A 24868-nucleotide genomic window follows, 5' to 3' on the forward strand; every position below is an offset into this window, starting at 1 on the left:
TATTAGGGTATGTTTATAGCTACCCTATGAAATTAAGTCTGAAAACATGGTTTAAACTTCTGAAGAAATCCTTTTCTGCTTGGAACAGAGATGAGGCTTTTCGCCAAAGCGCAATTGTTGCTTACTATTCAATTTTCTCTTTGCCCGGCTTACTGATTTTGTTGATTTACATTAGCGGATCTGTCTATGGCCAAGACGCAGTGCAGGGACGGGTGGTAGGCGAAATTTCAAGCATGATTGGACGCGATGCCGCTGAAGGGGTTCAAAATATGATTGCCAATGCTTACCACAGCGATACGGGTTTGTTAATGCGAACCGTTGGGATAGTCATTTTGGTGTTTGGTGCTACCACGGTGTTTTTTCAGCTTCAAAAATCGCTTAATAATATCTGGAGTGTGGAACAAGGGCCAAACAGCGGTTTTAAAAGGCTTATTTTCGACAGAGCCTATTCACTGGGGCTAATTCTCGTAATAGGATTTCTGCTTTTGGTTTCTTTGGTGATTTCCGCAGTATTGGGCGCCTTAAGCGAATGGATGCATCGCCAGTTTCCGGATTATCTGTTGGTGATCATAAATGTGCTTGATTTCGCCATCACATTGGGAATGGGAACGGTTTTGTTTGCAGTAATTTTCAAGGTGCTTCCCGATGTTAAAATCAATTGGAAAAGTGTTTGGTTGGGCGCCTTTTTTACGGCCGTACTCTTTTTAATAGGTAAGGCAGTTTTGAGCTTCTACTTTGGAGAAGCAGAGCCCGCATCGTCTTATGGTGCCGCAGGTAGCGTGATTTTGATTATGCTTTGGATCAATTACACTTGTTTGATCCTCTTTTTTGGTGCAGAATTCACTCAGGCCTATGCCCAGCACAGAGGCTATAGATTTGAGCCATCTCCTCATGCGCGCTGGAAAGCTGGCTATCCCAAAGGCAAAAGAGATCCGGGGGAGGATAAGTGAGTTGTAATCGCTATTTTATCCTTCTCTTAAAAATATAGCCTTGCGTATCATAATATTGGCTGTGGTGTACGTCTACTAATTCCCAGCCTTCAAGGCCAAGAAGATTCATGGCTTCACTTGTGCTTCCATACTTCTGTTTTCCAAACACATTTTCATACTCTTGGTGGTGAGTTTTCACCTTTACTCCGTTGGCAAGTCCAATTACGAATTCGACTTCTAAATATTCGAATTTCTCATTTGCCTGAATATAGTGAGATGAAGCTGACATAATGAATGCAGCAATAACTAAAAGTAAAGCAGGGGCGATAAATTTGTTTCTATTCATGATTTAGGATTTAAGAATGTTTGCTCTGCGAAAGCAAAATTCATGCGAATAGAAAATGGCTCTTAAGGTTAGATATAGATTGCCCTCTGCATCAGCGCGTTTTGAATGTTGAAAGAGCAATTGTATCTTGGCCGGATTAGCTTAAGGCAAAGTCTGAACTTTTCTGTTCTTTTCTCTTGGGCAGTTTTATCATTTAAATCTATAGTGTGTCTCAACAATCAGGTGCCTGCGGTTCACGCAATCGTTTCCAGAAAGTAATATTTAATAAACTTACCAAAGAGTGTTTTCAGAAGGATGTAAACCAAAGGGTGAATCAGTATTTCGCTTCAAACAATATTTCGAAAACAGCTAATCGCGAAATGGTGTTTAAAACCGTTTGGATTCTTTTGGGTTGGGTAGGTTCTTATGTTCTAATCATCAGTGGTTTGTTGGCTCCTTGGGCAATGTTTTTATTGGCTTTGTCACATGGTTTTTTCTCGGCTATGATCGGGCTCAATATTGCACACGATGCCATTCATGGCTCCTATACCAAATGCGAAAAAATGAACAGACGGTTGGGGCTTTCTTTCAATTTTATGGGCGCCAACGACTACGTTTGGCGGATCAGCCACAACTTGGTTCATCATACTTACACGAATATTCCCGATCACGATGCGGATATAGATCAGCCCCCAATTTTGAGGCTTCAACCCAAGCAGGAACTTTGGTGGATTCACAGGTTTCAGTTTATCTATGCGTTTTTTCTTTATAGCTTGGCTACTGTTTCTTGGGTGTTTGTAAAAGATTACGTCAAATTCTTTCAAAAGCAGCTAGGTGGGCACTATCGAAAATCTTTTCCGCGTAAAGAGATTTTTAGACTGTTTTTCTATAAAGCCCTCTACTATTCTATTTTCTTGGTCATCCCTATTTTTGTGATTGATTTGCCTTGGTATTGGGTGGTATTCGGCTTCTTTATGGCTCACCTTCTCGAAGGATTTTTAGTGGCTGTAATTTTCATGTTGGCTCATATTGTTGAAGAAACTTCTTTCCCAGAGCCCAAAGAAACAGGTCATGTGGATATACCTTGGGCCGATATGCAATTGCATACCACTGCCAATTTTGCTATTAAAAATCGGGTAGTAAACTATTTGTTCGGGGGACTCAATTTTCAGGTAGAACATCACCTTTTCCCAAAGGTTTGCCATGTTCATTACCCCAAAATTGCTCAAATCGTTAAGCAAACTGCCAGTGATCATAACTTACCCTATATCGAACATGAAACGTTTTTTGGCGCCATTAGCTCCCATGTTCGTTTTCTTAAGAAATATGGTATGGAATAGCGGACTGCTGCTTGCCTTTCCATCCATAGAATTCCCCTTGTTTAATCGAAGGGCTTGTTTCATATTTCAACAAACCGATGCTATATGAAAAAACTACTAGCCCTACTTTTTATCCCTTTGTTTTTTGCCTGTGAGCCTAATCAGGACAATGAAATTGGCCGTTGGGAAGAAACAGCTGAACGCGTAACCATCATTCGAGACGATTACGGTGTGCCTCATATTTATGGTAAAACCGATGCCGATGCAGTTTTTGGAATGTTGTACGCGCAGTGCGAAGATGATTTCCCCAGAGTAGAGCGAAATTATGTTTGGGCAACAGGCCGTTTGGCTGAAATGGAAGGCGAAAATGCTTTGTATAGCGATTTGCGTGCACGTTTGTATATGACAACAGACGAAGCAAAAGCAGCTTATAATTCGGCTCCTGAATGGTTGAAAAAGCTTTGTGATGCCTATGCCGATGGTGTCAATTATTATCTACATACACATCCTGAAGTTCAGCCTAAGGTTTTAACTCGTTTCGAGCCTTGGTTTCCCATGTTCTTTAGCGAAGGTTCAATCGGTGGCGATATTGAGCAGATTCCTATCAGAAGAATTGAAGCTTTTTATAGTCAAGATCAATCCTTGGCTTTGTCTGAGTTTGGCGATGGCCTAGCGCATCCTGATCCGTATGAAGAACCTAAAGGTTCAAATGGAATCGCGATTTCTGGTGAACATACAGCTTCTGGAAATGCCATGTTATTAATCAATCCTCACACCTCGTTTTATTTCAGACCTGAAATTCATGTAGTGAGCGATGAAGGTTTGAACGCATACGGAGCCGTTACTTGGGGGCAGTTTTTTGTTTACCAAGGGTTTAACGATAAAACAGGATGGATGCATACTTCTACTAGAGTCGATTTTATTGATGAGTTCGTAGAAGAAGTTTCTGAAGTGGATGGAAAGCTTCAGTATAAATATGGCGATGAAATGCGCGATGTGGAAGTCTCTGAAGTCACCTTGAAATATAAAGATGGTAGTGAGATAAAGGAGAAGACTTTTCCGATGTATCGCACGCACCATGGGCCTGTAACTCATAAGTTGAATGATAAATGGGTGGTGACCAAAATCAATTGGGATCCAGTGAATGCGTTGAAACAGAGTTTTTCGAGAACCAAGTTGAAGAATCACGCGGAGTTCAGAAAAATGATGGACATCAGAACCAATTCTTCAAACAATACCGTGTTTGCTGATGCTGAAGGCAATATTGCTTATTACCACGGAAACTTTATTCCGAAAAGAAGTGCAGAGTTTGATTATTCACGTCCGGTAGATGGAAGTAATCCAGCAACTGATTGGAATGGCATTCACACTGTGGATGAAACCATCACATTGGTGAACCCTGAAAATGGCTGGATTCAAAACTGTAATTCAACACCTTTTACTGCAGCAGCGGAGTTCAGTCCAAAACCTGAAGATTATCCTGTTTATATGGCGCCTGATTTAGAGAATTTCAGAGCAGTTCATGCAGTTAGGCTTTTGGAGAAAGCTAATGATTTGACCTTGGATGGTTTAATCAAATTGGCTTATGATCCTTATTTGCCAGCCTTTGAAAAGCTAATTCCTGGTGTGGTTGAAGCCTATGACAAGTCGAAAGACAAACCAAAGGATTTGAAGCCTGCTATTGATGTTTTGCGCAAGTGGGATTTTGCAACTTCTGAAGAGTCTGTTGCCATGTCGATTGCTCATTATTATGGTTCGCTTTACAGCAGAAAGGGCAAAAATCCTGAGCGTTTGAATGGCAACGAGCGCATGGATTACTATGGAACGGGCTCGCCTTATAGCGAAAGACTTGAGATTTTTGGAGAGGCTATTCAGCAAATGGAAGATGATTTTGGTACTTGGAATACACCTTGGGGAGAAATTAATCGTTTCCAAAGGCTCAATGGCGATATTGATTTGCAGTTTGATGACAGCAAAGAAAGTATTCCGGTTGGTTTGGCCTCAGGAAGGTGGGGCGCTTTGGCTTCTTTCGGTGCTAGCGCACGCCCAAATACAAAGCGAATTTATGGTTCTTCGGGCAACAGCTTCGTAGCCGTTGTAGAGTTCGGGGATAAAGTGAAAGCCAAAAGTTTACTAGCTGGAGGTGAAAGCGGTCATCCCGATTCGCCTCACTTTTACGATCAAGCTCAACGCTATGCCGATGGTCAGTTTAAGGATGTGGCCTATTATAAAGAAGATGTGGAGGCTAGGGCAGAGGAAACCTATCACCCTGGAAGTAGAAAATGAATAGAGAATTCAGGAAGAGGTTAATGATTGACCTCTTCCTGAATTAATATTTGTAGTTTTTCTGCTTTAGCTGCGAGCGAATCGTACTTCGCCAGAAAAGAATCATTCATATCGGCAGCACGTTGCATTACACCAATCACATTTGAATTGGTAAATGCGGTTTCAACAGCCTTTTTCTCTGAAGCCGTTAGATTTTTTGATCCGTTTCCAAATTTGTAGAAAGCCGAAAAGAAGCCTTTTAAGCTTTCGGTGTCAATCTCATACAACCGATATTCCATGTTTTCTACAAAAGTGTTGAAACTCACTTCCTCTTCATGAATATTGTTGTAAAGCTGGTAATACTCCAAAAGTGCTTTTTCTACGGTTTTTCCTTGAAGGCTGCTGAAATACCCCGAATTTTTAAGCGATTCAAATCCTGTTTGGTCCAGCTGTAAATAGCTTTCTCCCAAAATCGAACTGGTTTGAGCAAAGACTTCCAACGAAACTGAGTCATTTAAGAACAAGGCCATATGCTTTTTGCCTAGAGCCGACTCTTCTTTCCTAAGGTTTCCGAAATGTTCAATGGAAGAAATGTCGGTTTTCAGGTTATTGCCGATGGCCATTAAATAGCCGTTGAGCTGTGTTTTGTCCTTTTTGTTGTCGTACCAATTCTGAAAGGCAATGGCCAAACTGATACCGATAAAAATCAGCAAAATTTCGCCTAATGCATATTTCCAATTGATTTTCAGGTTGAGTTTTTTGCTCATGGTTTGGTTGATGATTCTTCCGAATCTAATCAATTTCAATCAAACAGAACTCTTTGAGAAATGGCTCTACCATAAATGGTGAACCTCCTTTTTGATGTACTTCTCATAAATGGCGTTTAGTTTGGCTACCTGTTGTTCTGTTAGTTCAGGTTCATCATAAATGGAAAGATTAGAATTAACCTGCTCCACTTTAGAAGCCCCAGGGATAATGCAGCTGACGGCCTCTGATTTTAAAATCCACTGTAGGGCAATGGATGCGAGATTTTCTTTCTCTGGGAAAAGCCTTTTGATTTCTTCTACCGCTTTTAAGCCGAGGTTGTAGTCTATTCCCGAAAAGGTTTCTCCTTTGTCGAAGGCTTCTCCTTGGCGATTAAAATTGCGATGATCTCCTTTTTCGAAAGAAGAAGACGCACTGAATTTTCCTGTCAATAAACCACTGGCCAAAGGCACACGAACAATCACCCCAACATTTCTTTTTTGTGCTTCTTTAAAGAAAAGTTCTGATGGACGTTGGCGGAAAATGTTATAAATGATTTGAACTGTAGCGACATTCTCAAACTCTATGGCTTTTAAAGCTTCTTCTACCTTTTCGACACTTACACCTAGATTCTGAATTTTACCTTCTTCTTTTAGTCGGTCGAATCGCTCAAAAATTTCAGGTCGATAGTAAACTTCTGTAGGAGGGCAATGGAGCTGAATCAAGTCCAAAGTTTCTAAGCCAGTTCGCTTCAAACTGTCTTCTACATATCGCTGTAGCGCATCTGGAGTGTAGCCTTTATTGATGTGGGGAGAAATTTGGCGTCCACATTTTGTGGCCACTTTAATGTTTTCAGAACGAGAACGAACCACTCGGCCAACAGCGATTTCGCTCAACCCATTTTCGTACACATCGGCTGTGTCGATAAAATTTACGCCTTGATCGATTGCCGTATTGATAATGCTGTCTGCACTTTCATTGTCGAAAGGTTGGCCCCATTTGCCTCCAACTTGCCAAGTGCCCAAAGAGATTTCCGATACTTCAAAATTGGTTTTGCCGAGTTTTCTGTATTTCATCGTTGTGTTTTTTGCCAGAAGGAAAATTGCATTACTCTCTACTTTCTTGCAAGAAAAAGCGCACTTAGTAATTGTGTTAGTTTTTAATGGCTCCGTGTTTTTTTAGAATGGGGAGAATCTTTTTTACTGGGAGAGCTTCAACCGTGTGCCCATCCATGCCCGTCATTGTTTCGGCAGCGAATAAGGAATTAATAATAGCCTCTTCGGTTGCTTCAATGGTAGCCATAAAAATGGCTGATATATTATCATTTCGGAGCACGTCTCCATTGTCTGTGGTTGAGCGGCTTTGGTAAGGGATTCGCATTTCTTTCGCGGTGGAAGCTGCAATCACATAGTCACCACTTCCATTTGATGCAATTCCTCCAGTTTTTGCAAGCCCAAGCATGGCTCGCTTGGCTACTCTTTGTAGCTGTCGAGCATCCAAAGGAGCATCTGTTAGTACTACAATCATGCATGAGCCATCGCTTTTTTCTAAAGCTCGGGAGAAAGGGTAATCCCCTAATTCTTTACCTACAGGGGCACCATTGATGGTGAGCATGCCTCCAAAGTTGGTTTGAACCAAAACGCCAATTGTGTAGCCTCCCAATACTTCAGGTAATTTTCTGGAAGAAGTGCCAATTCCACCTTTAAAGCCAAAAGCCACAGTTCCAGTCCCAGCCCCTACATTACCTTCTTTTACTGCTCCTGACTTTGCACTGTCAATCGCTCTAATCACATCTTGGTCGGAAACGTGCATTCCACGAATGTCGTTCAAGTAGCCATCGTTGGTTTCGCCAACCAAAGCATTTACTGACCTTACATTCTCGTTCCCCTTTAAATTCAAGGTGTATTTTACGGTTCCTTGAACTCCCATAGGAATGCTCAAAGTGTTTGTAAGAATGATTGGTGTTTCAATGTTTCCAAGCTCCTGCACCTGGCTAATGCCTGCAAGTTTACCAAAACCGTTGCCTATATAAATTGCTCCAGGCACTTTCTCTTGAAACATATTACCCGAATGCACTAAAATGGACGTAACTCCAGTTCTTACTTTTTCACCTTGAATCAAAGTGGTGTGGCCAACCGTTACGTCAGGCACATCGGTTATGGCATTATGTTTCCCCGTAGGAATCACGCCAATTTCAATTCCTAAATCGCGAGGCCGCTTTTTTTGAGCAAGAGCAAGATGAGAAAGAGATACAATTAATATGAGAACCCCTATGTACCTCGAACTTTTCACCAGAAGTTATCTTAACACTGTAATAGCTCCTCTTTGCTCGAATTGCCCTCGGGAAGGTTCATAACGGCTCGTAAATTTCATCACATACGGGTAGGTTCCTATCGGAACAATTTTTCCGTTGAAAGTTCCGTCCCATTGGAAGTCAATTACATTGCTCTGGTAAATCAATTCTCCCCAACGGTTGTATATGAATACTTCGAAATCTGCTACAAAGGCATTTGGAACCACAGAGAACACATTGTTTGGTGCAGTTCCTTCTGGGACAATCACGTTAGGTGCAAGAATTTGAGGGTCGCAACTCTCAATAATTTCAACCTGATCAATTCTTACACATCCCGTAGCTGTTGTCATAGTTACTTCATAAATACCGGGGCCTTTTACCTCTAAGTATTGTCCCGCATCAGCGTAAGGTTGTCCATTCTTTGTCCATTCATAGGAGGTAAATCCATAGCCGGCCAATAAAATAGGGTTCGTTGTGCCTGTAGCGCAGTAATAATCTGTTTCGGGAAGAAGTCCTTCTCGAACTGTTTCTCTTCTGATCAAAATACTGCGTTCGATTGAACAGGTTCCATTACTGATTTCTACAGTATAACTTCCTTCCTCAGATGTTTGGAAAGAAGGTACAGATGTGTTGCCTACGACTTGACCATCTCTGGTCCATGTGTATGATGTTGGTGTGCCTGAAAGTACATCTACAGTTAATGTGATGGGAGAGCCATCATCACAAGCTGGGCCAGACGTAAGTACGGCTTCCAATTCCTCAGGAATTGTAACCGCCAAGTTGTCTATTCCTTCGCAAGTTAAATCCCCAGCTTCTCTCACTGTTACGGAGTAATCACCTGTGGAGGTAACGGTTATTCTTCTTGAAGTTTCGCCTGTAGACCAGTTAAAATTATATCGTGCATTTGGGTTTTCATTTTGAATTATAGCTTCTAAAACCACACTTCCTTCACAAGGGTTGCCACTGACTTGTTGAACATCAACATCTGGCCTTACTGTTAAGGTTACAATTACAGATTCCGAAGTAGGGCAAGCCGTGCCAGGAGCCTCAGCCGTTACGGTATAAGTACCACTTTCGTCAGCCGTAATCGTAGCACCAGAAATTACATTTCCACTTGGTGTAATCCACTCATAGTCGGTTCCGTCATCAGAAATAGCGGTCAACATAGTAGATGGATTTATGTCACAAACTTCGGTTACACCATTGATTTGAAGATTTTGAACCTCATCTGGCTGGTCAACAACAATGTCAGTAGCGGTAGCAGTACAACCACTTACTGTTGAAGTAACTTCTATGGAATAGGTTCCTCCAGGAAGATTTTCAATTAAGAAATCATTTGCGACCACTCCAGCTACAGATCTTGGAGTAAAACCGGGTTCTGTTCTTGTCAGCACATAGTTCACAGGGAAAACCGCGGGGTCGTCTAAGGAAATCGTAATGGTTCCGTCTTCAGTATCGCAGCTGGCAGCAGTGGTGGTGACTGGTTCATTAATCTCGAAATTATTGTTTTCAATTTCAATATCCGTGAGTTCATCTGTACAATTGGTACTGTTGTCTGTAACCGTAACTGAGTAAATTCCGCCATCTAAACTAGAAACTGTAAAGTCGGATGGGCCATCTACGGAGTTGTTTTGTTCTACTGTCGTGCCACTCGCATCGCGTACCGTGTAGGAATAGTTGCTTGAGCCTCCAATGTTGAAAACAAATTCTCCGTCTGGTGTTGGCCCAACTTGGGGACAAGTTGCATCTTGAGAACTAACTAAGGAAACATTTGGAGAACCATTAATAGTTAACACGGTAGAATCATTTGCAAAACAACCAGCAGAAATTGGGTCTTCGATAGAAACAATATAAGTGTAAACTCCAGGTGTGCTGCTGTCTACAGCCTGAGTCCTTTCAGTTCCTAAAGTGGAAGTCGAATTGTCAGGATTGATTCTGGACCAAATGTAATTATCTGCATTGACGTTCGGGTCAAGGGTTAGCTCTTCGCCTTCACAAATTGACGCAGATTCAGGTAATTCAATTTCAAATGGTGGTGCCGCATAAATATCGGCACTGGATATACAACCGCCTCCAGCAATGCTTCGGATAGTTATTGTATATATTTCTTCTTCTGTAATGGTGTAATAACGCGAAGTGCCAACTACCGTGCCTTGGCTATTTCTCCATTCATACCTTAAACTAGCATCATCAGGGTCGCCACCTAAAGCATCTAAATCGTAACTAGCGCCCTCGCACATCACTACTGCTGTAGGAACTGCGGGACGCGGAGGAATATCGAATACATCAATGGTTTGAACTAGTGTAGTGTCGAATCCACATCGGTTCGAAATATTCAAAGCAATGTTGAACCTGCCGGCTTGCCCCTGAGGGAACACATAGGCAGTGTCTTGTCCCAATGCGTTGAAAACCGTGTTGTTGGCGTCATCCACAATGGTCCAGAGAAACTCGTCAATATCCGAAGTACCTACACCAGATAATTCTATTCTTTCTTCCACACAAGTAGTGTCAGGAGCCGTCATTGAAGGTGGCTGTGGAGGATTTACATTGTTCTGAACAAAATTCGGCAGTCCTAATCTTGAATTTCCAACGGTTAGTGCAACGCGCATTGCCGTGAATGAAGAAGTTGCCGCTGTATCCTCATTTGCCGCAATCGACCCTATAAATGCGCTTCCTGAAGGGTTGCCAGGAGTTTCAACAGCTACATACAATTGACCATCAGGGCCAGTTTGAATGGCACCATAATTTACATTTACACCTGCATTGTTGGCAATATTTGTTTTGGAAGCCAATCGACTTTCGTCAGTTGAAGCAGAATCGATTCTGTATTCTAAAATTCGACCTCCTGCACTACCTCCATTTCGGTTGTTCATGGTAGCGAAAATTTTATCACCTCCCGGTGAGAAGTGAACGTCATACACTTGGTCGCTCAAATTGGGGCCGCCTTCTGCCAAGTCAATTTGATACTCGAAGGTAAGTTCGCCTGTGGTTTGATCGAACGAGAAGAGCTCGACATAATCTTCGGAACCTTCAATAAGTGCTACCGCTACGCGAGAACCATCCCCAGAAAACTTCATTCCTCCTTGTCCACTTAGCGCATCGTTAATGCTATGAACAGAACCACCAGATGAAATCACTGGAGGTGAAATCCCTTCTTCTGTAACTGCATAAGCGCGGAAACTATTGGTTCCATATTCATGTGCCAACAACCAGAAGCCATTTCCACCTTCAAGGGCGGCTACTTTTTCTGTACTTTTTGAGAAAAGCACGTTGTCTTTGGAAATAACATCTCCAAGCCCGTCATCTTCTTTTATATCGATAACCGAATACTTGAGCATGAACTCATTGGAACCATAAATTTCTTGGGTTGTGAAAACGTAATACAGTGTGTTGTCTTCTGCAAAAGGCACAATAATCACCGATTGGGTTGAAGTAGAATCGCCTCCAATGTCCGTTCCGTTTGGCATCACACCGTTCTCAGAATTCCAAACCGAAACTCCATCAGAATAGAAAAGCACATTTCCATTTGCATCAGAAATGGTTGAAGTTCCTTCAGGCGCATTCATGGCATGTGCATCTGTTATACTTCTCGGAGGCGGATCAAGGCCATCAATCTGGTTGAAATCAATACCGGCTCCATTACCGAAATACCAGATGTTAGCGGTTGGGTTTTCGTCTCCGTATACTTTAACTTCTGCCGATTCATAAATAGGGCAGCCGGTGCTTGGCGTGATAACCACCCAATAAGTACCAGCATCAGAAACGTCAATGGTCGCTGTAGTTTCACCCGTAGACCATCTGTAAGTGTATGGTCTGCCCGATGCGCCACCTTGTTGGCCTTGGCCGCTACTTTGAGGTTCAGCATTTAAGGTTAGGGTTTCACCAGGGCAAATTGTGGTGTCCTGTAAACTCACCTGAATATCGTTTTCTTTGATCTCTCCCATCAATGTGTTGGAAGTCATGGTCATGCCGCCTTCAAATTCTACTTGTAAAGTTGCCGTGTAAAATCCTGCTTCTTCAAAAGTAAAGATTGGAGCTTGCTGCGCTGAAGTAAGGCCAAAAGGTTGAACTTCCCAGAAATAAGAAGTTGGAATAGAACCTGAAGGATCAATGCTCACATAAAATTGAACAGGGTTATTCATGCAGTAATCGCCATTTTCGGCAATGGTAACAGTAGGGCCAATATAGGCCGCTGGGGTAAACTGCTGAAAGTAATTAGAACTTGGATTGAAACCTTCAAAAAGGGCAGTTTCATAATCTAAACTTGTTAGAGCGCTATCGGGCTGATTGATTCTTCCTAGCATTCTGGGGCCACTATTCGTTTCTCTGTATATATGATAAAGCGAACTGTCAGGGGCTAACATTATACTTTGGCTGGCTCCCAGTGGAGTGTTGAAAACAGGTTCAACAGTTGCGAATTCATCAGATAAGTCAATTCGGTACAGATTTCCTGAAGAACCACTATTTCTACTGAAATACAATTTTGTGCCATCATTCGACCAGCCTATAGAGCCTGCAAGGCTTTGGCTGGCCACAAAAGAGCTTGCAACGGATCTATTAAACATCAACTCTGGAGAATCTCTATTGAAATCGAGAATCTGAATGTTAACGTTGTTTTTTGGCATAATGGCCAATTGAGTGCCTTCTGGATTTAATGATAAGTGTGCAGCTTGAATATTTACATCTAAGTCTGTTGGGGCTCCAGCCGGGTCGAAAGGGGTGCCGAGTGTTGGGATTTCATGAATCTCGAAATTTCCATTGCTGGAATTTTGAGTCACCAGCCAAAACTGGCTCATATCGCTATTGGCTATGGTAATCATGCCATCGCCTCTGTTGGTAATTCCTGTAGCTTGGTTGGTTTCGCCTGCTACAACCGCTCCGGCCGGAGGTCCATTTACACGGTTGCCTTGTTGGTTCATATCAATGGCAGTGTAAAGGATTTCACCAGCTACATTTCGGGTAAATACATAGTAAAAGCCATCCATTCCCGGGATTGGGCTGACTGCCATGGCTTGAATTCCATTTGGGTCAGAAGTAATTCCTGATCCATTGGAAATATTGGCGTGAGTGGCGTCAAAAATATTGATGCCGTTAGAATAAAAGAGTAAGTCGCCAGTAGTTGGGTCTGTAGCTGTTAGTTTTTCTCCCACATTGGCCTGTGATATTTTGCCGTCTTCCAGAAAGGCTTCGGCATTGCTGGATTTGCCGAATATCAGCGCTTGATCATTGTTAGAAAAGTACCAGTTGTGACGGGTAAAATTCTGAGCTTGAGTGAGAACTGAAAAGCTGATTCCAAAAAGGAGTAGTAAAATTCGAGTTTTTCCTGCCACGCGTAGATTTGTCTAATTGTAAAACATCGAAGCTAATCCATAACCCTATTACGTGGTTAATAGAGTTTTTAGTATATTCATCGCTTCTTAAAACCTGCTCTAAGATAACGGATTTCTCTTAGGAAGATACTTGTAGCATGTTGGGTTTCCGAGAAAAAAAATAACTTTACGGTTCACAATAGTTTGAGGGTACTCGAACGTTAAAGATTAAAAGTTTACATGCGTAAAACTTTATTTTTGCTATTAATAAGTTTGGTAGGGGCAACAAGTCAGCTGAAAGCTCAAGATCCACAGTTTTCGCAATTTTATGCGGCTCCCTTATATATCAATCCGGCTTTTACGGGTGCTTCTGAGTATACTCGCTTCGGAATAAACTATCGTAATCAATGGCCTTCTTTGGATGCCTCTTTCGTTACTTTTTCGTTTTATGCCGACCATTATTTGGAGCGTTACAACAGTGGAATAGGGTTTATTGCCACAACAGATAGAGCTGGGAAAGCGGGTATTCAAAGCACTAATGTAGGTTTGAGTTACGCCTATCAGCTTAAGCTTTCTGATAATCTGGTGTTCAGGCCAGGTATTCAGGCCAACTACTTTATGCGCAACACTAACTTTTCTGATTTAATTTTTGCCAGTCAGTTAGACCCGATAAATGGCTACGATCCAACCTTGCCGGGAGACCCAAGTATTACAGGTTCGAACTTCAATGTTAGCTATTTGGATATAGGATTTGGAGGTCTACTTTATTCAAGAAATTTATTTATCGGAGCTTCGGTTCAACACATTACTGAACCTAATCAAAGTGTTTTGGATGGTAATAGCCCATTGCCAAAAAGGATCAGTATTCATGGGGGATATAAAATTTCCCTGAAGCCTGGTGCATTAAGAAGGGATTTGACTTACACGAGAAAAGAAAGAAGTATAACACCTGTTTTTCAATATAAAGCACAAGGTGAGTTTAGCCAGATGGACGTAGGATTCTTCCTGCATTTAGAGCCGATTAACCTTGGCCTTCAGTATCGAGGCTTGCCTATGAAGAGCTTTGAAGAATTCCCAAATAATGAAGCTTTGATTTTCTCTTTTGGGGTTACTACCAACGATTTCAATTTTGGATATAGCTATGATTACACGCTTTCAGAATTGAGTAATGCTACTGGTGGTGCTCACGAAATTTCAATTTCATATTTCTTACAATTGGGCAAACCGCTACGCGTGCCTCGCGATAAGTGGAGAATTCCTTGTCCTAAAAACTGATAGAAATGGCTCCCGATCAACTGCTGCTTTTGATCATAGGCATTGTTGTGGCCGATTATTCCTTCGATCAATTTTTAGATTACTTGAATGTAAAGACTTCCAAAAGCACTTTGCCTGAAAGACTTAAGGATTTGTATGCACCTGAGGAATATGCGAAATCTCAGCATTATCAGAAATCGAGGTCCAAATTTTCTTTTCTCACCTCTGCCTTCAGTACGGCTTTAACCATTGTGCTGCTCTCGATGGGTTGGTTTGGTAAATTGGATGCATGGGTTGCTAGCTATTTTTCGAACCCTATTCTTCAGGCTTTGGCTTTTTTCGGAGTTTTGATGGTTTTGTCCGATATCATTAACACTCCTTTTCAAATCTATTCCACTTTTGTGATTGAAGAGAAGTTTGGCTTCAACAAAACCACATGGAAAACTTTTGTCATCGATAAGCTGAAAGGGTACCTAATAGCAATCATTTTGGGTGGCTTTATTGGCTACGTTTTGCTTTGGTTGGTTTTTGAGCTAAAAGAGCAGTTTTGGATTTATGCGCTTGTGGTTGTGGCTGCATTTACTTTGCTCATGAATCTTTTTTACACCAGTCTTATTCTTCCTTTATTTAATAAGTTGAAGCCATTAGAAGATGGTGCATTAAAGGATCAGATTAATGCTTATGCTGCTCAAGTGAAGTTTCCGCTAGATAATATCTTTGTAATTGACGGTTCAAAAAGGTCGAGCAAAGCCAATGCTTTCTTTTCAGGAATGGGAAAGAAGAAGAAAATAGTACTTTACGATACCTTGATTGAAAAGCAAAGCAATGAAGAATTGGTGGCAGTTTTAGCACATGAAGTCGGACACTTTAAGAAGAAACATATCATTACGAGCATGATTATTTCTTTTGCTCAAATTGGCATAACGCTGTACATACTCTCGCTTCTTATTTTTAATGAAACCCTTTCAATGGCTTTGGGAGCGGAGAACTTGTCTGTTCCGTTGAATCTGATTGCTTTTGGGATTCTTTATACTCCAATTTCTAGATTAACAGGCCTGATGATGAACTTAATTAGCAGGAAAAATGAATATGAGGCCGATGCTTACGCTTCTTCCACTTATGCTGCCGAACCTTTGCAGTCGGCCTTGAAGAAACTTTCAGTGGATAGCTTGAGCAATTTGACGCCACATCCTGCCTATGTGTTTATTAATTACTCGCATCCAACATTGTTGCAGCGACTTGAGGCTATGGATAAGTTTAAAGCTGAATCTATTTGAAAGGCTGCGGTTCTGGCCGATTGATAAGGAAGTCTGAAAAACGGAAGCCGCTATTTCCAGAAGCATCCAAATCCGAATGATTAATACCCAGGGGAGGATTTGGATAATAGGCGAAACGAACCTCAATGGCTTTAAAGGTTAAGTTGTCGTTTCTAATTCTGAGTCCAATGCCTACGCCTTGCTGAGGCCTTTCGCTGAAAATATCTCCATTGCCATCGTTGATAAAACCGAGGTCGTAGAAACCAAAAACAGCAAGCCTAAAATTCAAGAGTTCTACAGGTGTAAAACTCACGGTTTCTATGTTGATTAAAAATCTTTGCTTTCCGCGAAGCGTATTGCTTTTAAGGCCTCTGATGCCGTTTTTGTCTCGGATGTCTATGTATTCATAGTTGAAACGGCCAATTCCATAGGCGTAATCGATGCTGATGAATTGTCTGAATTTCCAGCGGTTAAGGTCAATCAATGGACTGAAAAAACCATATTTGGTTTGAAAAATCCCTTGTTCAAAGCGTTTGTTATAAAGGAAGCTTTCTAGCGATATTTGGCCGAACAGATAGCCGAAATTCCCGGCATAACCGCCTCTGCTAATATTTCCTCCCATAAAGTAGCGATTATAGAATTCGCCCCATTCATAGCCGCCTTCAAGTTCAATGAGCATTCCGTAAGGAATATCTTCCGTTCTACCATAACCGAAAATCAGTTGATCTTTAAAATATCTTCTCTGCGAAAGCCCGATCGAGAACATACCCAAAACCCTGTCGTGAAAGCGGTGATTCATGGTTGCACTTACTGCTGGCCGTTGTAGGAAATCGATGTTGGAAACCCTTCCGGAAAGAATTAAGCGCGTTCTTTCATTCAAGACAGGGTCTTTCAGGCCGAGCGCAAAGGCTCTGGCAATCCAGAAATCTTGATAGTCGAAAGTTTGATTGTAAACCTGGAGGTCTCTTTCGTCATCAGAAATGATGTTAGTGATTTCACTGGTTCTTAGCCTTTGGTGGCTTATGTCTATGCCGCCTCCCCATTTTATTTTTGGAGAAATGAAACTCCTTTGAAGCAAAATCCTGCCAATATCGGTGTTCAGCGTGTTGGCATAATTGGCTTCGAACGAAATGAAAGACTTTTTGATGTTAGGCACTTTGTATTTTATATCGTGACTTAGCTTTTGTTCCGAACTGTTATCTACCCGAAATCTATAATCTAGCTCATGACCAGACCCAAATATGTTTTTATGGTCCACTCTCAGAATTCCAGCATCTATGTCCCGAGGTTGAATGTCAAAAGAAAGAGCAAGTACATCTTTGGTGAGGATTTCAACATCAACAATTTCGGGCGTGTCTTCTCTGGGAGTCAAATAAATACGGGCATCTTTAATGTAAGGCAATGCCCTCAAAATCCTTTCATTATCGGCTATGGTCAATGGGTCAACAGGATCCCCTTCTTTAAACAGCAGATTGTTAAGAATGACTCGATTTCGGGTTTTAAAATTGACAGAATTACCCAGTTTCTGCACCACCGATTTAGGCGTTACCTCGGGGTTGTCCATGTTAGTGCCCAAAGGCCTTAACTTTGTTAAACTGATGGTGCCAATGATTTTACCATCATATTGCTTAAAGGGGTTTTCACTTTTAACAAAATTGGCCGTGTCGATACGGAAATCATCAGAAGGCAAGGAAAATAGTAGGTTGAAAAGCTCTTTGGTCCATCTTCTCTGATACCATTGATTTTTCAGTCGGCTATAAAAATCTCCCTTCACTTTATAGAAAACAGTATCGGGTAGAACCAAAACCGTGTCCTTATCAAAAGTAAGGCTGAAGTTTTTCAGCAGTATGGTCGTGTTTTTAGGAAGGCTTAATGTATCATACTTCACCTTTTTGTCTTGAGCAGAAAGGCAATGGCATTGCCAAATCAACAGCAATGTGAAGGTGATATTTCGGGAAAGCGCTTTAATGTAGAGTTTCTTTAAACGGACCTTTGTTAATATAACTCAAAAAACGCATTCTGTTTTATGAATGAGGCCAATAGAATTGGCTAAAAAATTACAGAAAGTCGATATCGATGTTGCCAGGGTACTTCATCAAGTAACTTAAGCCTTCTTGCGGTTTCATGTCTTCATAAAGAATTCTATAAAGCATGTCGGTAATTAGCGGTTTTATGCCTTGGGCATCAGCAAGTTGTTTCACGATTCTGATGGTGTTGACACCTTCCGCGGTTTCCTCCATTTCGTTGAGTGCCTCTGTCATGGTTTTGCCTTGAGCCAACTTGTATCCAATGGTGTAGTTGCGGCTGGTTTGGCTGGTTGCTGTGGCTACAAGGTCACCAATGCCCGCTAAACCAATAAACGAAGAAATTTCACCGCCTAAAGCTCGGCCTAGGTATATCATTTCTACCAAACCTCTGCTCACCAAAAGCCCTTTGGCATTATCTCCATAACCAAGTCCAGAAATTATTCCTGAAGCAATCGCTATAATGTTTTTTAATATACCGCAAAGCTCAACGCCTTTAAGGTCGGAATTGCCATACACTTGGAATTTGTCAGAGCGAAGCAGCCTTTTTCCTTCGTTGATAACCTCATTGAAAGGAGAAGCTATAACTGTTGCCGCTGGTTGACCCAAAGCCAATTCTTTTGCAAGATTTGGCCCAGCCATACAGCCGACTCTTACCACAACGCTTTCTTCACGGATTACTTCGCTCATGGTTCTGATATGAGTTCTGTTAATTCTGAAGTCAGATGATTTTTCTTCTGGAATTTGAAGGTCTAAACCCTTCGTTCCATGAATTAGAACATGGTAGGGGTGAAGATAAGGGGCGAATTGCCTGATTAATTCTCTAAAACCCGAAGACGGAACAATGGGGAAAATCACATTGCAATTGGAGGCAACTTCTTCCAAATCATTTGTGATTCGAACATTAGGCTGAAGCGTTTGGCCACTAGAAATTCCCGTTTTTCTAATTTCTTCAACGGTGTCTGAATTGCGGGCATAAAGCAGCACATCCACATTTCTGGAAAGAATATTGGAAACGGCCGTACCGAAACTTCCTGCGCCAATTACACCTACACATTCGTTAGACATACTTCTCTAAATTATAGCCGAGCAATCGATTATGGTAGTAAAATAATAGATTTAGATCTTTGGTAATGATTTCGCCCTTTTTGTTTTTAATCAATGGTCTTTTTGCGTGGTACATGCCCACATTGTAAAGTCCATGACTGATGATTTCGTCAGGGTCGCCCATGAGGTATGGCGAAATGCTTACTTCGCTATTATTATGCATTTCGTGAACTCTTCTCAGAAGTCGCTCAAAGGTTTCCCTGAATTCATCATAAGGGATGACTTGATCTTCTTCCGGAATCCTCAGAAGGTTATATAAATCCAGCTTTTTATATTTTTTCTGGAACATTTCGAAGGCCGTAAAGGCCACCAAATGGCTCGCGAAAATTTTATTAATGCGATGGTATTCCTCTACAATTCTATCGCTCAACATGCGAGTATATTCATCTTCTCGCTGTTGATCGTGAGAAATTATTCTTCCGTCTTTAGTGAAGTATTCCTGGGTGTCTATTTGTCGGCCATTTTTGTCGTAACTGTTTCCGTCAGTATCAACATAATTACCCAAAACATCCAGGCCACGGCCAATTGAAACCGAAATATCAGAGCCTTTGGTAAAGAACTTCAGTAGGAAAGCAAAGATTTTGTATGATGTAGAATACTCATCGTTTTCTACATAATAACGCTCTTGCCCCTTAGATTTAAGGTATTCTTTTATCAAAGAAGGAGCCTCAAGTACAAAGTGATAATTCAAAGTTACCGGAACGATAAACACTTTGTGAAGTCCATCTCTTTTTCCTTTTTGAAAGTTTACCCTTTGAGCTTCAATAGCGGTGCTCAATAAACCCAGTTTAAGCCTTTTTTCAATCTGGCCAGATCTGGAACGCGTTCCGCCAGGGAAAAACAAACTATGGCAACCTTTCTGAATGGCTAAGCTCGAATAGCTCTTCAGCGTTTCTAAATAAAGCAGGTTTTTCTTTCTTCTATCTACTTTATAAGCACCAAGGCTTTCCATAAAGTAAGCGAAGATTTTTATGTTGAAAAGGTTAAGGCCTGCTCCGTAAATAAAGGCTGGCAACCCCAAAGCGCTTATAACCCAGCCTATTAATATAGAATCGAGATTGCTAAAATGAGTGGGTACCATAATAATGGTTCCCTTTTTAGCTAAGGTTCGCAATTGTTCAACTTCTCCTGTAATGTGGATTTTATCCTGAAGTGAAAATCGGGTACTGAAAATTGACCAAAAACCTCGTGCGCGAGATGCGTTCAATAACCTAGCAAAGCCAAAGGTTACTATGGAACGCGCCATGCGGTAACGCGATTTTTTGAAATTGCCAGAAATTTCTCTCGCGTAGCGCTCTACTATTTCATAGAGGATGTCTTCTAGCGTTCCATCAATTTCTTGCTTATCATCATTTTTAGAAATGTCTAAGAGCCTGTCTTTAATCGACTGAAGGAAATCTGCTTCATCGGGCGGATCTACAGCCCAAGGATTTCGCTTTACTCTTAATTTTTCTCTAAAAAGGGTGGTTTCAATTTCTTCAATAAGTCCGGCACGTGTTGGCGTTAGCTTTTTAATCCTCGCAATGCTCTCTTCCGTTACCTCCTTAATAAAAGCTTCCCTATTTCTGCTCAGGTTTACAACAGGCCATTCGTCAATGCCTCCAGGCACCACCTGATCATACTTCTTCTTAACGTAGTCTTTGCCGATCGGCTTCATCCAGTTTTATCAAAACCCCAAAGATATGACAAAAATTATTCTGCCCACTGTTGCTATGAACAAAGTAGTGAATTCAGTTCGTGAGCCAAACTGATTACCTCTTTTTTGCTGTTGAAAGCATGTAAACAGATGCGCAACCTTTCTTTTCCTTCTTGAACAGTTGGTGAAAGAATGGGGCGAACATCAAATCCACGCTCTTTTAACTGTTGGGCGGCAGCTCTTGTTTTATCGTTTCCTGAAATAACCAGAGCTTGAATTGCGCTGTTAGAAAAAGGCATTGAGCCAGCCTCAACCGATAGGTTTTCTTTGAAAATATGAATTCGCTCATGCAGTTGGTCAATGTATTCTGAGTGCGAATCAAGAAAAGCGAAGGCTTCTTGAATCGAAATAAAATCAAAATCCGATGGAGCTGTGGTATAAATAAACGGCCGCGAAAAGTTGATGAGATAATCGATAGTAATGCCGTCAGAAGCAATACAGGCACCATGAATGCCCATGCCTTTGCCAAAAGTGAAGATTACAGCATAAACTCTTTCTGTTAGCCTTAGTTGAGCTACCAATCCATTTCCCTTGGAACCGAAAATGCCGGTGCTATGAGCTTCATCTACTACCAGCTTAGCCTTATGTTTTTCAGCCAGCGTGCAAAGTGCCTCCAATGGAGCAAAGTCGCCATCCATGGAATAAACTGATTCGCAGGCAATGTAAACCTGGCCTTCTGATTTGGCTATTTTTCTTTCTAGATCTTCTAAATCGTTGTGCTTGAAAACTAAAGTTTTGGCCAAGCTAAGTCGGCTGCCGTCTTTAATGCAGGCGTGCGAAAGTTCATCGTATATAATAGTGTCTCCTCGTTGAGGAATGCACGAAAAGAACCCTAAGTTGGCTGCGTATCCTGAATTGAAAACTAATGTGCGCTGAAAACCAAAGAGTTGAGCGAGCGTGTGTTCGGTGTCTTGGGCAACTTCAGAGTTGCCTGTTAACAATCTCGACCCCGTTGAACCATTTTTGGAATTAAAATGCTGATACTTTTCAAAGATTCTGCTTTTGAGCTCTTGCGATTTTGCCAAACCCAAATAGTCGTTCGAACTGAAATCTATTAACTGATTATTGGGGATAGAAAGCGAACGCAAATTGCCCGCGATCTTTCTTTTGCTGAGCTGAGTTTCTATTCTTGAAGTGTTATTCGCCATAGAAGTGGAATGGGTTGGCTAAATTATAAATAATTGCAACTTTTGCGGCTGAGTTTTCAAAACCCTAGATTATCAAACACTACCTAACTGCCGTATTTCTGCTTGCCATTGGTTTTCCTCTGCTGGGGCAAGATGCATATAGAAATTCGGAATTCTCGATTACAAGCGAAAATGATGCGTTTCTTCTGAATGGAACGGACTATTATTATTCCAATGGTATTTTCCTGAACTATAGAAAAGTTGATCGTTCTGATTCTTCTCTAAACAAAAAAGGGATAACCGATTTTCAGCTAGGACATATGTTCTTTACGCCTGATGGATTACTGAGTCCTCGTGCTGAAGATTTTGATCGCCCTTATGCGGCTTTGCTTTTTGGAGCAGTCAATCGGTTAAAGTTCAACAATGCTACTTCGCGATTTAAATACGGGGCTCTTTTGGGTGTTACGGGGCATCCTGCCATTGGCGATGCTGTTCAAATTTGGTATCATAATGCCTTTGGTTTTGCTAGGCCAAGAGGCTGGCAGCATCAAATCAGAACGGCCTCAGTGCTCGATTTGAATGCTGAATACAACAAGCAGTTCTTTTTGCACAGCAATAATCTGGACTTGGTTACAATGTCGGGTGCTGTTTTAGGCACAGGGCATGTTAAAGTATCAAATGGTTTTGATGTTAGAATTGGAAATCTGCTGCCTTTAAATCGTTCGCCTTATTTGAATGGGGCAATAGGTTCAGGAAGTAATGCATTGGGTAAGCACGGTTACTTTTTGTTGGGCTATGGTTTAGATTATGTGCTATATGACATCACTATTCAAGGTAGTATGTTTAACGATGAAAGTGAGCATACCGAAGTAGTAATGCCTTGGGTTCGGCATTTCAGGGTAGGATGGGCTACAGGTTCAAATGGTTTTACTTTCAAAATGACGTACCATTGGCTGAGCAAAGAAGTGAGAGGGGCGCGAAATCATAGTTATATAGGCTTCGACTTTATTTTTCGACAGAGAAAATGAACCTAAAAGCACCTAAATCTTATTTTCCTTTCATTAAATATAGCCAGCACCCTTTGCCGTTGGGTTGTAACCTATTAATATTGTGACTCTCAATTGAAATGCCACTCAAGCTTACAGAAATACAAGCCCCGATTGCCAATGAAATGACTGAATTCGAGCAGAAATTCAGGTCGTTCATGAAGAGCAAAGTGTTCCTTTTGGATCAGATCATGAGCTATATAGTGAAGCGTAAAGGGAAGCAGATGCGTCCCATGTTCGTTTTTCTTTCTGCTGGTGTTACGGGTGAAATTTCAGATAGAACCTACCGTGGAGCATCCCTCATAGAACTGCTGCATACTGCCACCTTGGTGCATGACGATGTAGTAGATGATGCTAATTACAGAAGAGGATTTTTTAGTGTTAATGCCCTTTGGAAGAATAAAATCGCAGTTTTAGTAGGTGATTATCTGCTTTCAAGAGGTTTGCTTCTTTCTGTAGATAATGAAGATTTTGACTTGCTGAAGATTGTTTCGAGAGCCGTTCGAGAAATGAGTGAAGGTGAGTTGCTTCAGATGGCGAAAGCGCGAAATCTTGATATCACCGAAGAGATTTACTACGATGTTATTCGGCAAAAAACCGCTAGCTTAATTGCTTCTTGTTGCGCAGTTGGTGCTACAGCTTCTGGTGCTGCTGAATCTGATGTGGAAAAAATGCGTGAGTTCGGACTAAAGGTGGGTATGGCATTCCAAATCAAGGATGATCTTTTTGATTATGGTACTGAAGAAATCGGCAAGCCACTTGGTATCGATATCAAAGAACAAAAAATGACTTTGCCGCTTATTTTTTCACTTCAAAAAGCAAATGGCGCAACGCGCAGGAAGGTGATTCGCACAATAAAGAGCAAAGGCGATGAACCGAAAAAAGTTAAAGAAGTAATTGCTTTTGTTCGTGAATCTGGGGGTATCGAGTATGCTCAAAAAGTAATGAATCAGTACTATCAAGAAGCATTGACTATTCTAGACACTTTTCCCGCTAGTGTGTACCGCGATTCTCTCTCACAATTGGTTACGTTTACCATCGAGCGCTCCAAATAAACTTTAACAAGACTGTATAAAAAGAAAAACGCCATTCAGAAAATGGCGTCATTCTAATAAGTTAGTTAGTAGTTTATTGTTTGTTGAGTAAGGATGTCTTTTCCTTCCATTCCTTTCTCTGGTGCCAATATAACAACCCCCGAAGTAAATCCCCTTATTTTGAAAACTAAAAATTTTCAAAAAAATCATTTTGCATTAATTAAGCTGTAGAAAACCACCCAGAAAGCTACGGTTAGCATTAATTGAGTGTTAAGTGGTGCCAAAAAATGTTTGGTCGGTTTTCTCCACTAATTTCTAAATGGTAGAATTCTTCTCCCACAGCGCCCCACTTTTTCTGAAAAACTTCGAAATCGTCAATTTTTAGTGTGTTTTGATCGAGTTGCTCCATTTGGCCTAACTTCCCTTAGTGTTGAATCCATAATTCCTAGTTTGGATAATTTTTGACTTTTTTAACTGTGTGAAATCACACCCGTATTTCTCTTAAGTATTTATTTTTCAGTGTTTTAGTGTTGTTCTTTGAGTGCCTGAAATCTATTCTTTCTTTTTTAAACTTTACTTGCTTTTGAGCGTTTTAAAAAATAGATTTAAGGGTAAGTGGGAAAAAGTGATTAAAAGTGGTAGAGTGTGGGAAAAACTCTTACTTTTGTAAAGGTTCAGGTGTGCAATGTCTTTTTTTACAAGTGAATATGACTGTAAGCTCGATGCAAAGGGCAGGTTGGCTTTGCCTTCTAAGGTAAGGGCAGCATTGCCAGAGAATGCCGATGAGCTTGTGTTGAGGCGAGGCTTTGAGCCATGCCTTGTGTTGTATCCCATGATTGAGTACAAAAAGATATATGCTAAGGTGAAATCGCTAAGCGAATTCAATGAAGAGTACCGAAAGTTTCAGCGTAGCTTTTTCAGAGGAAATGCAGATGTTGAAATGGACAGTGCTGGTAGAATTAACATTCCCAAGCGGATGATGGAGTTTGCCAGTCTTGAGAAGGATGTAGTGCTGGTGGGGTTGGGAAACCGGGTGGAAATCTGGAATCCAGATCAGTACGAAGAATATCTGATTCAAGATTCCAGCGAATACTCCAAAATGGCAGAGAAGTTTTTGGCAGACGAGTAAAATCAATAATC

Annotated in this window: 18 protein-coding genes; 8 read left to right on the top strand and 10 right to left on the bottom strand. The window is 41.3% G+C overall.

What is annotated here, in order from left to right:
- Positions 1–26 precede the first annotated feature (26 nt).
- Positions 27–950: a YihY/virulence factor BrkB family protein gene (locus tag ACXACJ_RS00595; RefSeq protein WP_475132321.1), complete on the top strand. Its 924-nt coding sequence runs from the start codon at positions 27–29 to the stop codon at positions 948–950.
- A gap of 10 nt (positions 951–960) precedes the next feature.
- On the opposite strand, the gene ACXACJ_RS00600 is transcribed toward ACXACJ_RS00595, so the two are convergent.
- The gene (locus tag ACXACJ_RS00600) at positions 961–1275 is read right to left on the bottom strand and encodes a hypothetical protein (protein ID WP_475132322.1); all 315 of its coding nucleotides are present in this window, start codon (positions 1273–1275) and stop codon (positions 961–963) included.
- 206 nt (positions 1276–1481) lie between these two features.
- Between ACXACJ_RS00600 and ACXACJ_RS00605 the strand changes: the two genes are divergently transcribed.
- Together ACXACJ_RS00605 and ACXACJ_RS00610 are read left to right on the top strand one after the other, a co-directional pair.
- Positions 1482–2594: a fatty acid desaturase family protein gene (locus ACXACJ_RS00605; protein WP_475132323.1), complete on the top strand. Its 1113-nt coding sequence runs from the start codon at positions 1482–1484 to the stop codon at positions 2592–2594.
- An 84-nt stretch (positions 2595–2678) separates the two neighbouring features.
- Positions 2679–4859: an acylase gene (locus ACXACJ_RS00610; protein ID WP_475132324.1), complete on the top strand. Its 2181-nt coding sequence runs from the start codon at positions 2679–2681 to the stop codon at positions 4857–4859.
- 20 nt (positions 4860–4879) lie between these two features.
- Here ACXACJ_RS00610 and ACXACJ_RS00615 read toward each other — a convergent pair whose 3' ends face one another.
- From ACXACJ_RS00615 to ACXACJ_RS00630, 4 genes are all read right to left on the bottom strand, one after another.
- Positions 4880–5644, bottom strand: a complete 765-nt coding sequence (locus ACXACJ_RS00615; protein ID WP_475132325.1) for a DUF6090 family protein — start codon at positions 5642–5644, stop codon at positions 4880–4882.
- Between the two features lie 27 nt (positions 5645–5671).
- Complete coding sequence (locus ACXACJ_RS00620; protein ID WP_475132326.1) at positions 5672–6658, bottom strand: aldo/keto reductase; 987 nt, start codon at positions 6656–6658, stop codon at positions 5672–5674.
- A 76-nt stretch (positions 6659–6734) separates the two neighbouring features.
- Positions 6735–7874 carry a DmpA family aminopeptidase gene (locus ACXACJ_RS00625; protein WP_475132327.1) on the bottom strand — a complete coding sequence of 380 codons (1140 nt, stop codon included), beginning with the start codon at positions 7872–7874 and terminating at the stop codon, positions 6735–6737.
- 6 nt (positions 7875–7880) lie between these two features.
- A complete protein-coding gene (locus ACXACJ_RS00630) occupies positions 7881–13205 on the bottom strand; it encodes a T9SS type B sorting domain-containing protein (RefSeq protein WP_475132328.1) in 5325 nt (1774 codons plus the stop codon).
- Positions 13206–13424: 219 nt separating this feature from the next.
- Here ACXACJ_RS00630 and ACXACJ_RS00635 point away from each other — a divergent pair, with 219 nt between their 5' ends.
- Both ACXACJ_RS00635 and ACXACJ_RS00640 read left to right on the top strand, forming a co-directional pair.
- The gene (locus tag ACXACJ_RS00635; protein WP_475132329.1) at positions 13425–14459 is read left to right on the top strand and encodes a PorP/SprF family type IX secretion system membrane protein; all 1035 of its coding nucleotides are present in this window, start codon (positions 13425–13427) and stop codon (positions 14457–14459) included.
- Positions 14460–14464: 5 nt separating this feature from the next.
- Positions 14465–15715 (top strand): M48 family metallopeptidase, encoded by a 1251-nt coding sequence (locus ACXACJ_RS00640; RefSeq protein ID WP_475132330.1) that lies wholly within the window; start codon positions 14465–14467, stop codon positions 15713–15715.
- Here ACXACJ_RS00640 and ACXACJ_RS00645 read toward each other — a convergent pair.
- From ACXACJ_RS00645 to ACXACJ_RS00660, 4 genes are all read right to left on the bottom strand, one after another.
- On the bottom strand, positions 15708–17630 hold the full coding sequence (locus ACXACJ_RS00645; protein WP_475132331.1) for a BamA/TamA family outer membrane protein: 1923 nt from the start codon (positions 17628–17630) through the stop codon (positions 15708–15710). The genes ACXACJ_RS00640 and ACXACJ_RS00645 overlap by 8 nt on opposite strands.
- A gap of 121 nt (positions 17631–17751) precedes the next feature.
- Positions 17752–18786, bottom strand: a complete 1035-nt coding sequence (locus ACXACJ_RS00650; protein ID WP_475132332.1) for an NAD(P)H-dependent glycerol-3-phosphate dehydrogenase — start codon at positions 18784–18786, stop codon at positions 17752–17754.
- Positions 18779–20482: a 1-acyl-sn-glycerol-3-phosphate acyltransferase gene (locus ACXACJ_RS00655; protein ID WP_475132333.1), complete on the bottom strand. Its 1704-nt coding sequence runs from the start codon at positions 20480–20482 to the stop codon at positions 18779–18781. The genes ACXACJ_RS00650 and ACXACJ_RS00655 overlap by 8 nt, the downstream gene beginning before the upstream one ends.
- Before the next feature lie 53 nt (positions 20483–20535).
- A complete protein-coding gene (locus ACXACJ_RS00660) occupies positions 20536–21669 on the bottom strand; it encodes an aminotransferase class I/II-fold pyridoxal phosphate-dependent enzyme (protein WP_475132334.1) in 1134 nt (377 codons plus the stop codon).
- A 98-nt stretch (positions 21670–21767) separates the two neighbouring features.
- On the opposite strand from ACXACJ_RS00660, the gene ACXACJ_RS00665 reads away from it, so the two are divergent.
- Both ACXACJ_RS00665 and ACXACJ_RS00670 read left to right on the top strand, forming a co-directional pair.
- Positions 21768–22676 carry a lipid A-modifier LpxR family protein gene (locus tag ACXACJ_RS00665; protein WP_475135058.1) on the top strand — a complete coding sequence of 303 codons (909 nt, stop codon included), beginning with the start codon at positions 21768–21770 and terminating at the stop codon, positions 22674–22676.
- A 98-nt stretch (positions 22677–22774) separates the two neighbouring features.
- A complete protein-coding gene (locus ACXACJ_RS00670; RefSeq protein WP_475132335.1) occupies positions 22775–23749 on the top strand; it encodes a polyprenyl synthetase family protein in 975 nt (324 codons plus the stop codon).
- A 238-nt stretch (positions 23750–23987) separates the two neighbouring features.
- On the opposite strand, the gene ACXACJ_RS00675 is transcribed toward ACXACJ_RS00670, so the two are convergent.
- The gene (locus ACXACJ_RS00675) at positions 23988–24137 is read right to left on the bottom strand and encodes a hypothetical protein (protein ID WP_475132336.1); all 150 of its coding nucleotides are present in this window, start codon (positions 24135–24137) and stop codon (positions 23988–23990) included.
- Positions 24138–24413: 276 nt separating this feature from the next.
- Between ACXACJ_RS00675 and mraZ the strand changes: the two genes are divergently transcribed.
- Positions 24414–24857, top strand: coding sequence for a division/cell wall cluster transcriptional repressor MraZ (gene mraZ, locus ACXACJ_RS00680; protein ID WP_475132337.1), 444 nt, complete (start codon positions 24414–24416; stop codon positions 24855–24857).
- Positions 24858–24868 lie beyond the last annotated feature (11 nt).

It is taken from the genome of Roseivirga sp. AWQ4_251, from assembly GCF_056158225.1.

Bases quoted from the DNA above. Each gene is read 5' to 3' on its own strand.
- ACXACJ_RS00595 (WP_475132321.1), top strand. From the start codon at position 27: ATGAAATTAAGTCTGAAAACATGGTTTAAACTTCTGAAGAAATCCTTT.
- ACXACJ_RS00600 (WP_475132322.1), bottom strand. From the start codon at position 1,275: ATGAATAGAAACAAATTTATCGCCCCTGCTTTACTTTTAGTTATTGCT.
- ACXACJ_RS00610 (WP_475132324.1), top strand. From the start codon at position 2,679: ATGAAAAAACTACTAGCCCTACTTTTTATCCCTTTGTTTTTTGCCTGT.
- ACXACJ_RS00620 (WP_475132326.1), bottom strand. From the start codon at position 6,658: ATGAAATACAGAAAACTCGGCAAAACCAATTTTGAAGTATCGGAAATC.
- ACXACJ_RS00635 (WP_475132329.1), top strand. From the start codon at position 13,425: ATGCGTAAAACTTTATTTTTGCTATTAATAAGTTTGGTAGGGGCAACA.
- ACXACJ_RS00640 (WP_475132330.1), top strand. From the start codon at position 14,465: ATGGCTCCCGATCAACTGCTGCTTTTGATCATAGGCATTGTTGTGGCC.
- ACXACJ_RS00650 (WP_475132332.1), bottom strand. From the start codon at position 18,786: ATGTCTAACGAATGTGTAGGTGTAATTGGCGCAGGAAGTTTCGGTACG.
- ACXACJ_RS00655 (WP_475132333.1), bottom strand. From the start codon at position 20,482: ATGAAGCCGATCGGCAAAGACTACGTTAAGAAGAAGTATGATCAGGTG.
- ACXACJ_RS00660 (WP_475132334.1), bottom strand. From the start codon at position 21,669: ATGGCGAATAACACTTCAAGAATAGAAACTCAGCTCAGCAAAAGAAAG.
- ACXACJ_RS00670 (WP_475132335.1), top strand. From the start codon at position 22,775: ATGCCACTCAAGCTTACAGAAATACAAGCCCCGATTGCCAATGAAATG.
- ACXACJ_RS00675 (WP_475132336.1), bottom strand. From the start codon at position 24,137: ATGGAGCAACTCGATCAAAACACACTAAAAATTGACGATTTCGAAGTT.
- mraZ (WP_475132337.1), top strand. From the start codon at position 24,414: ATGTCTTTTTTTACAAGTGAATATGACTGTAAGCTCGATGCAAAGGGC.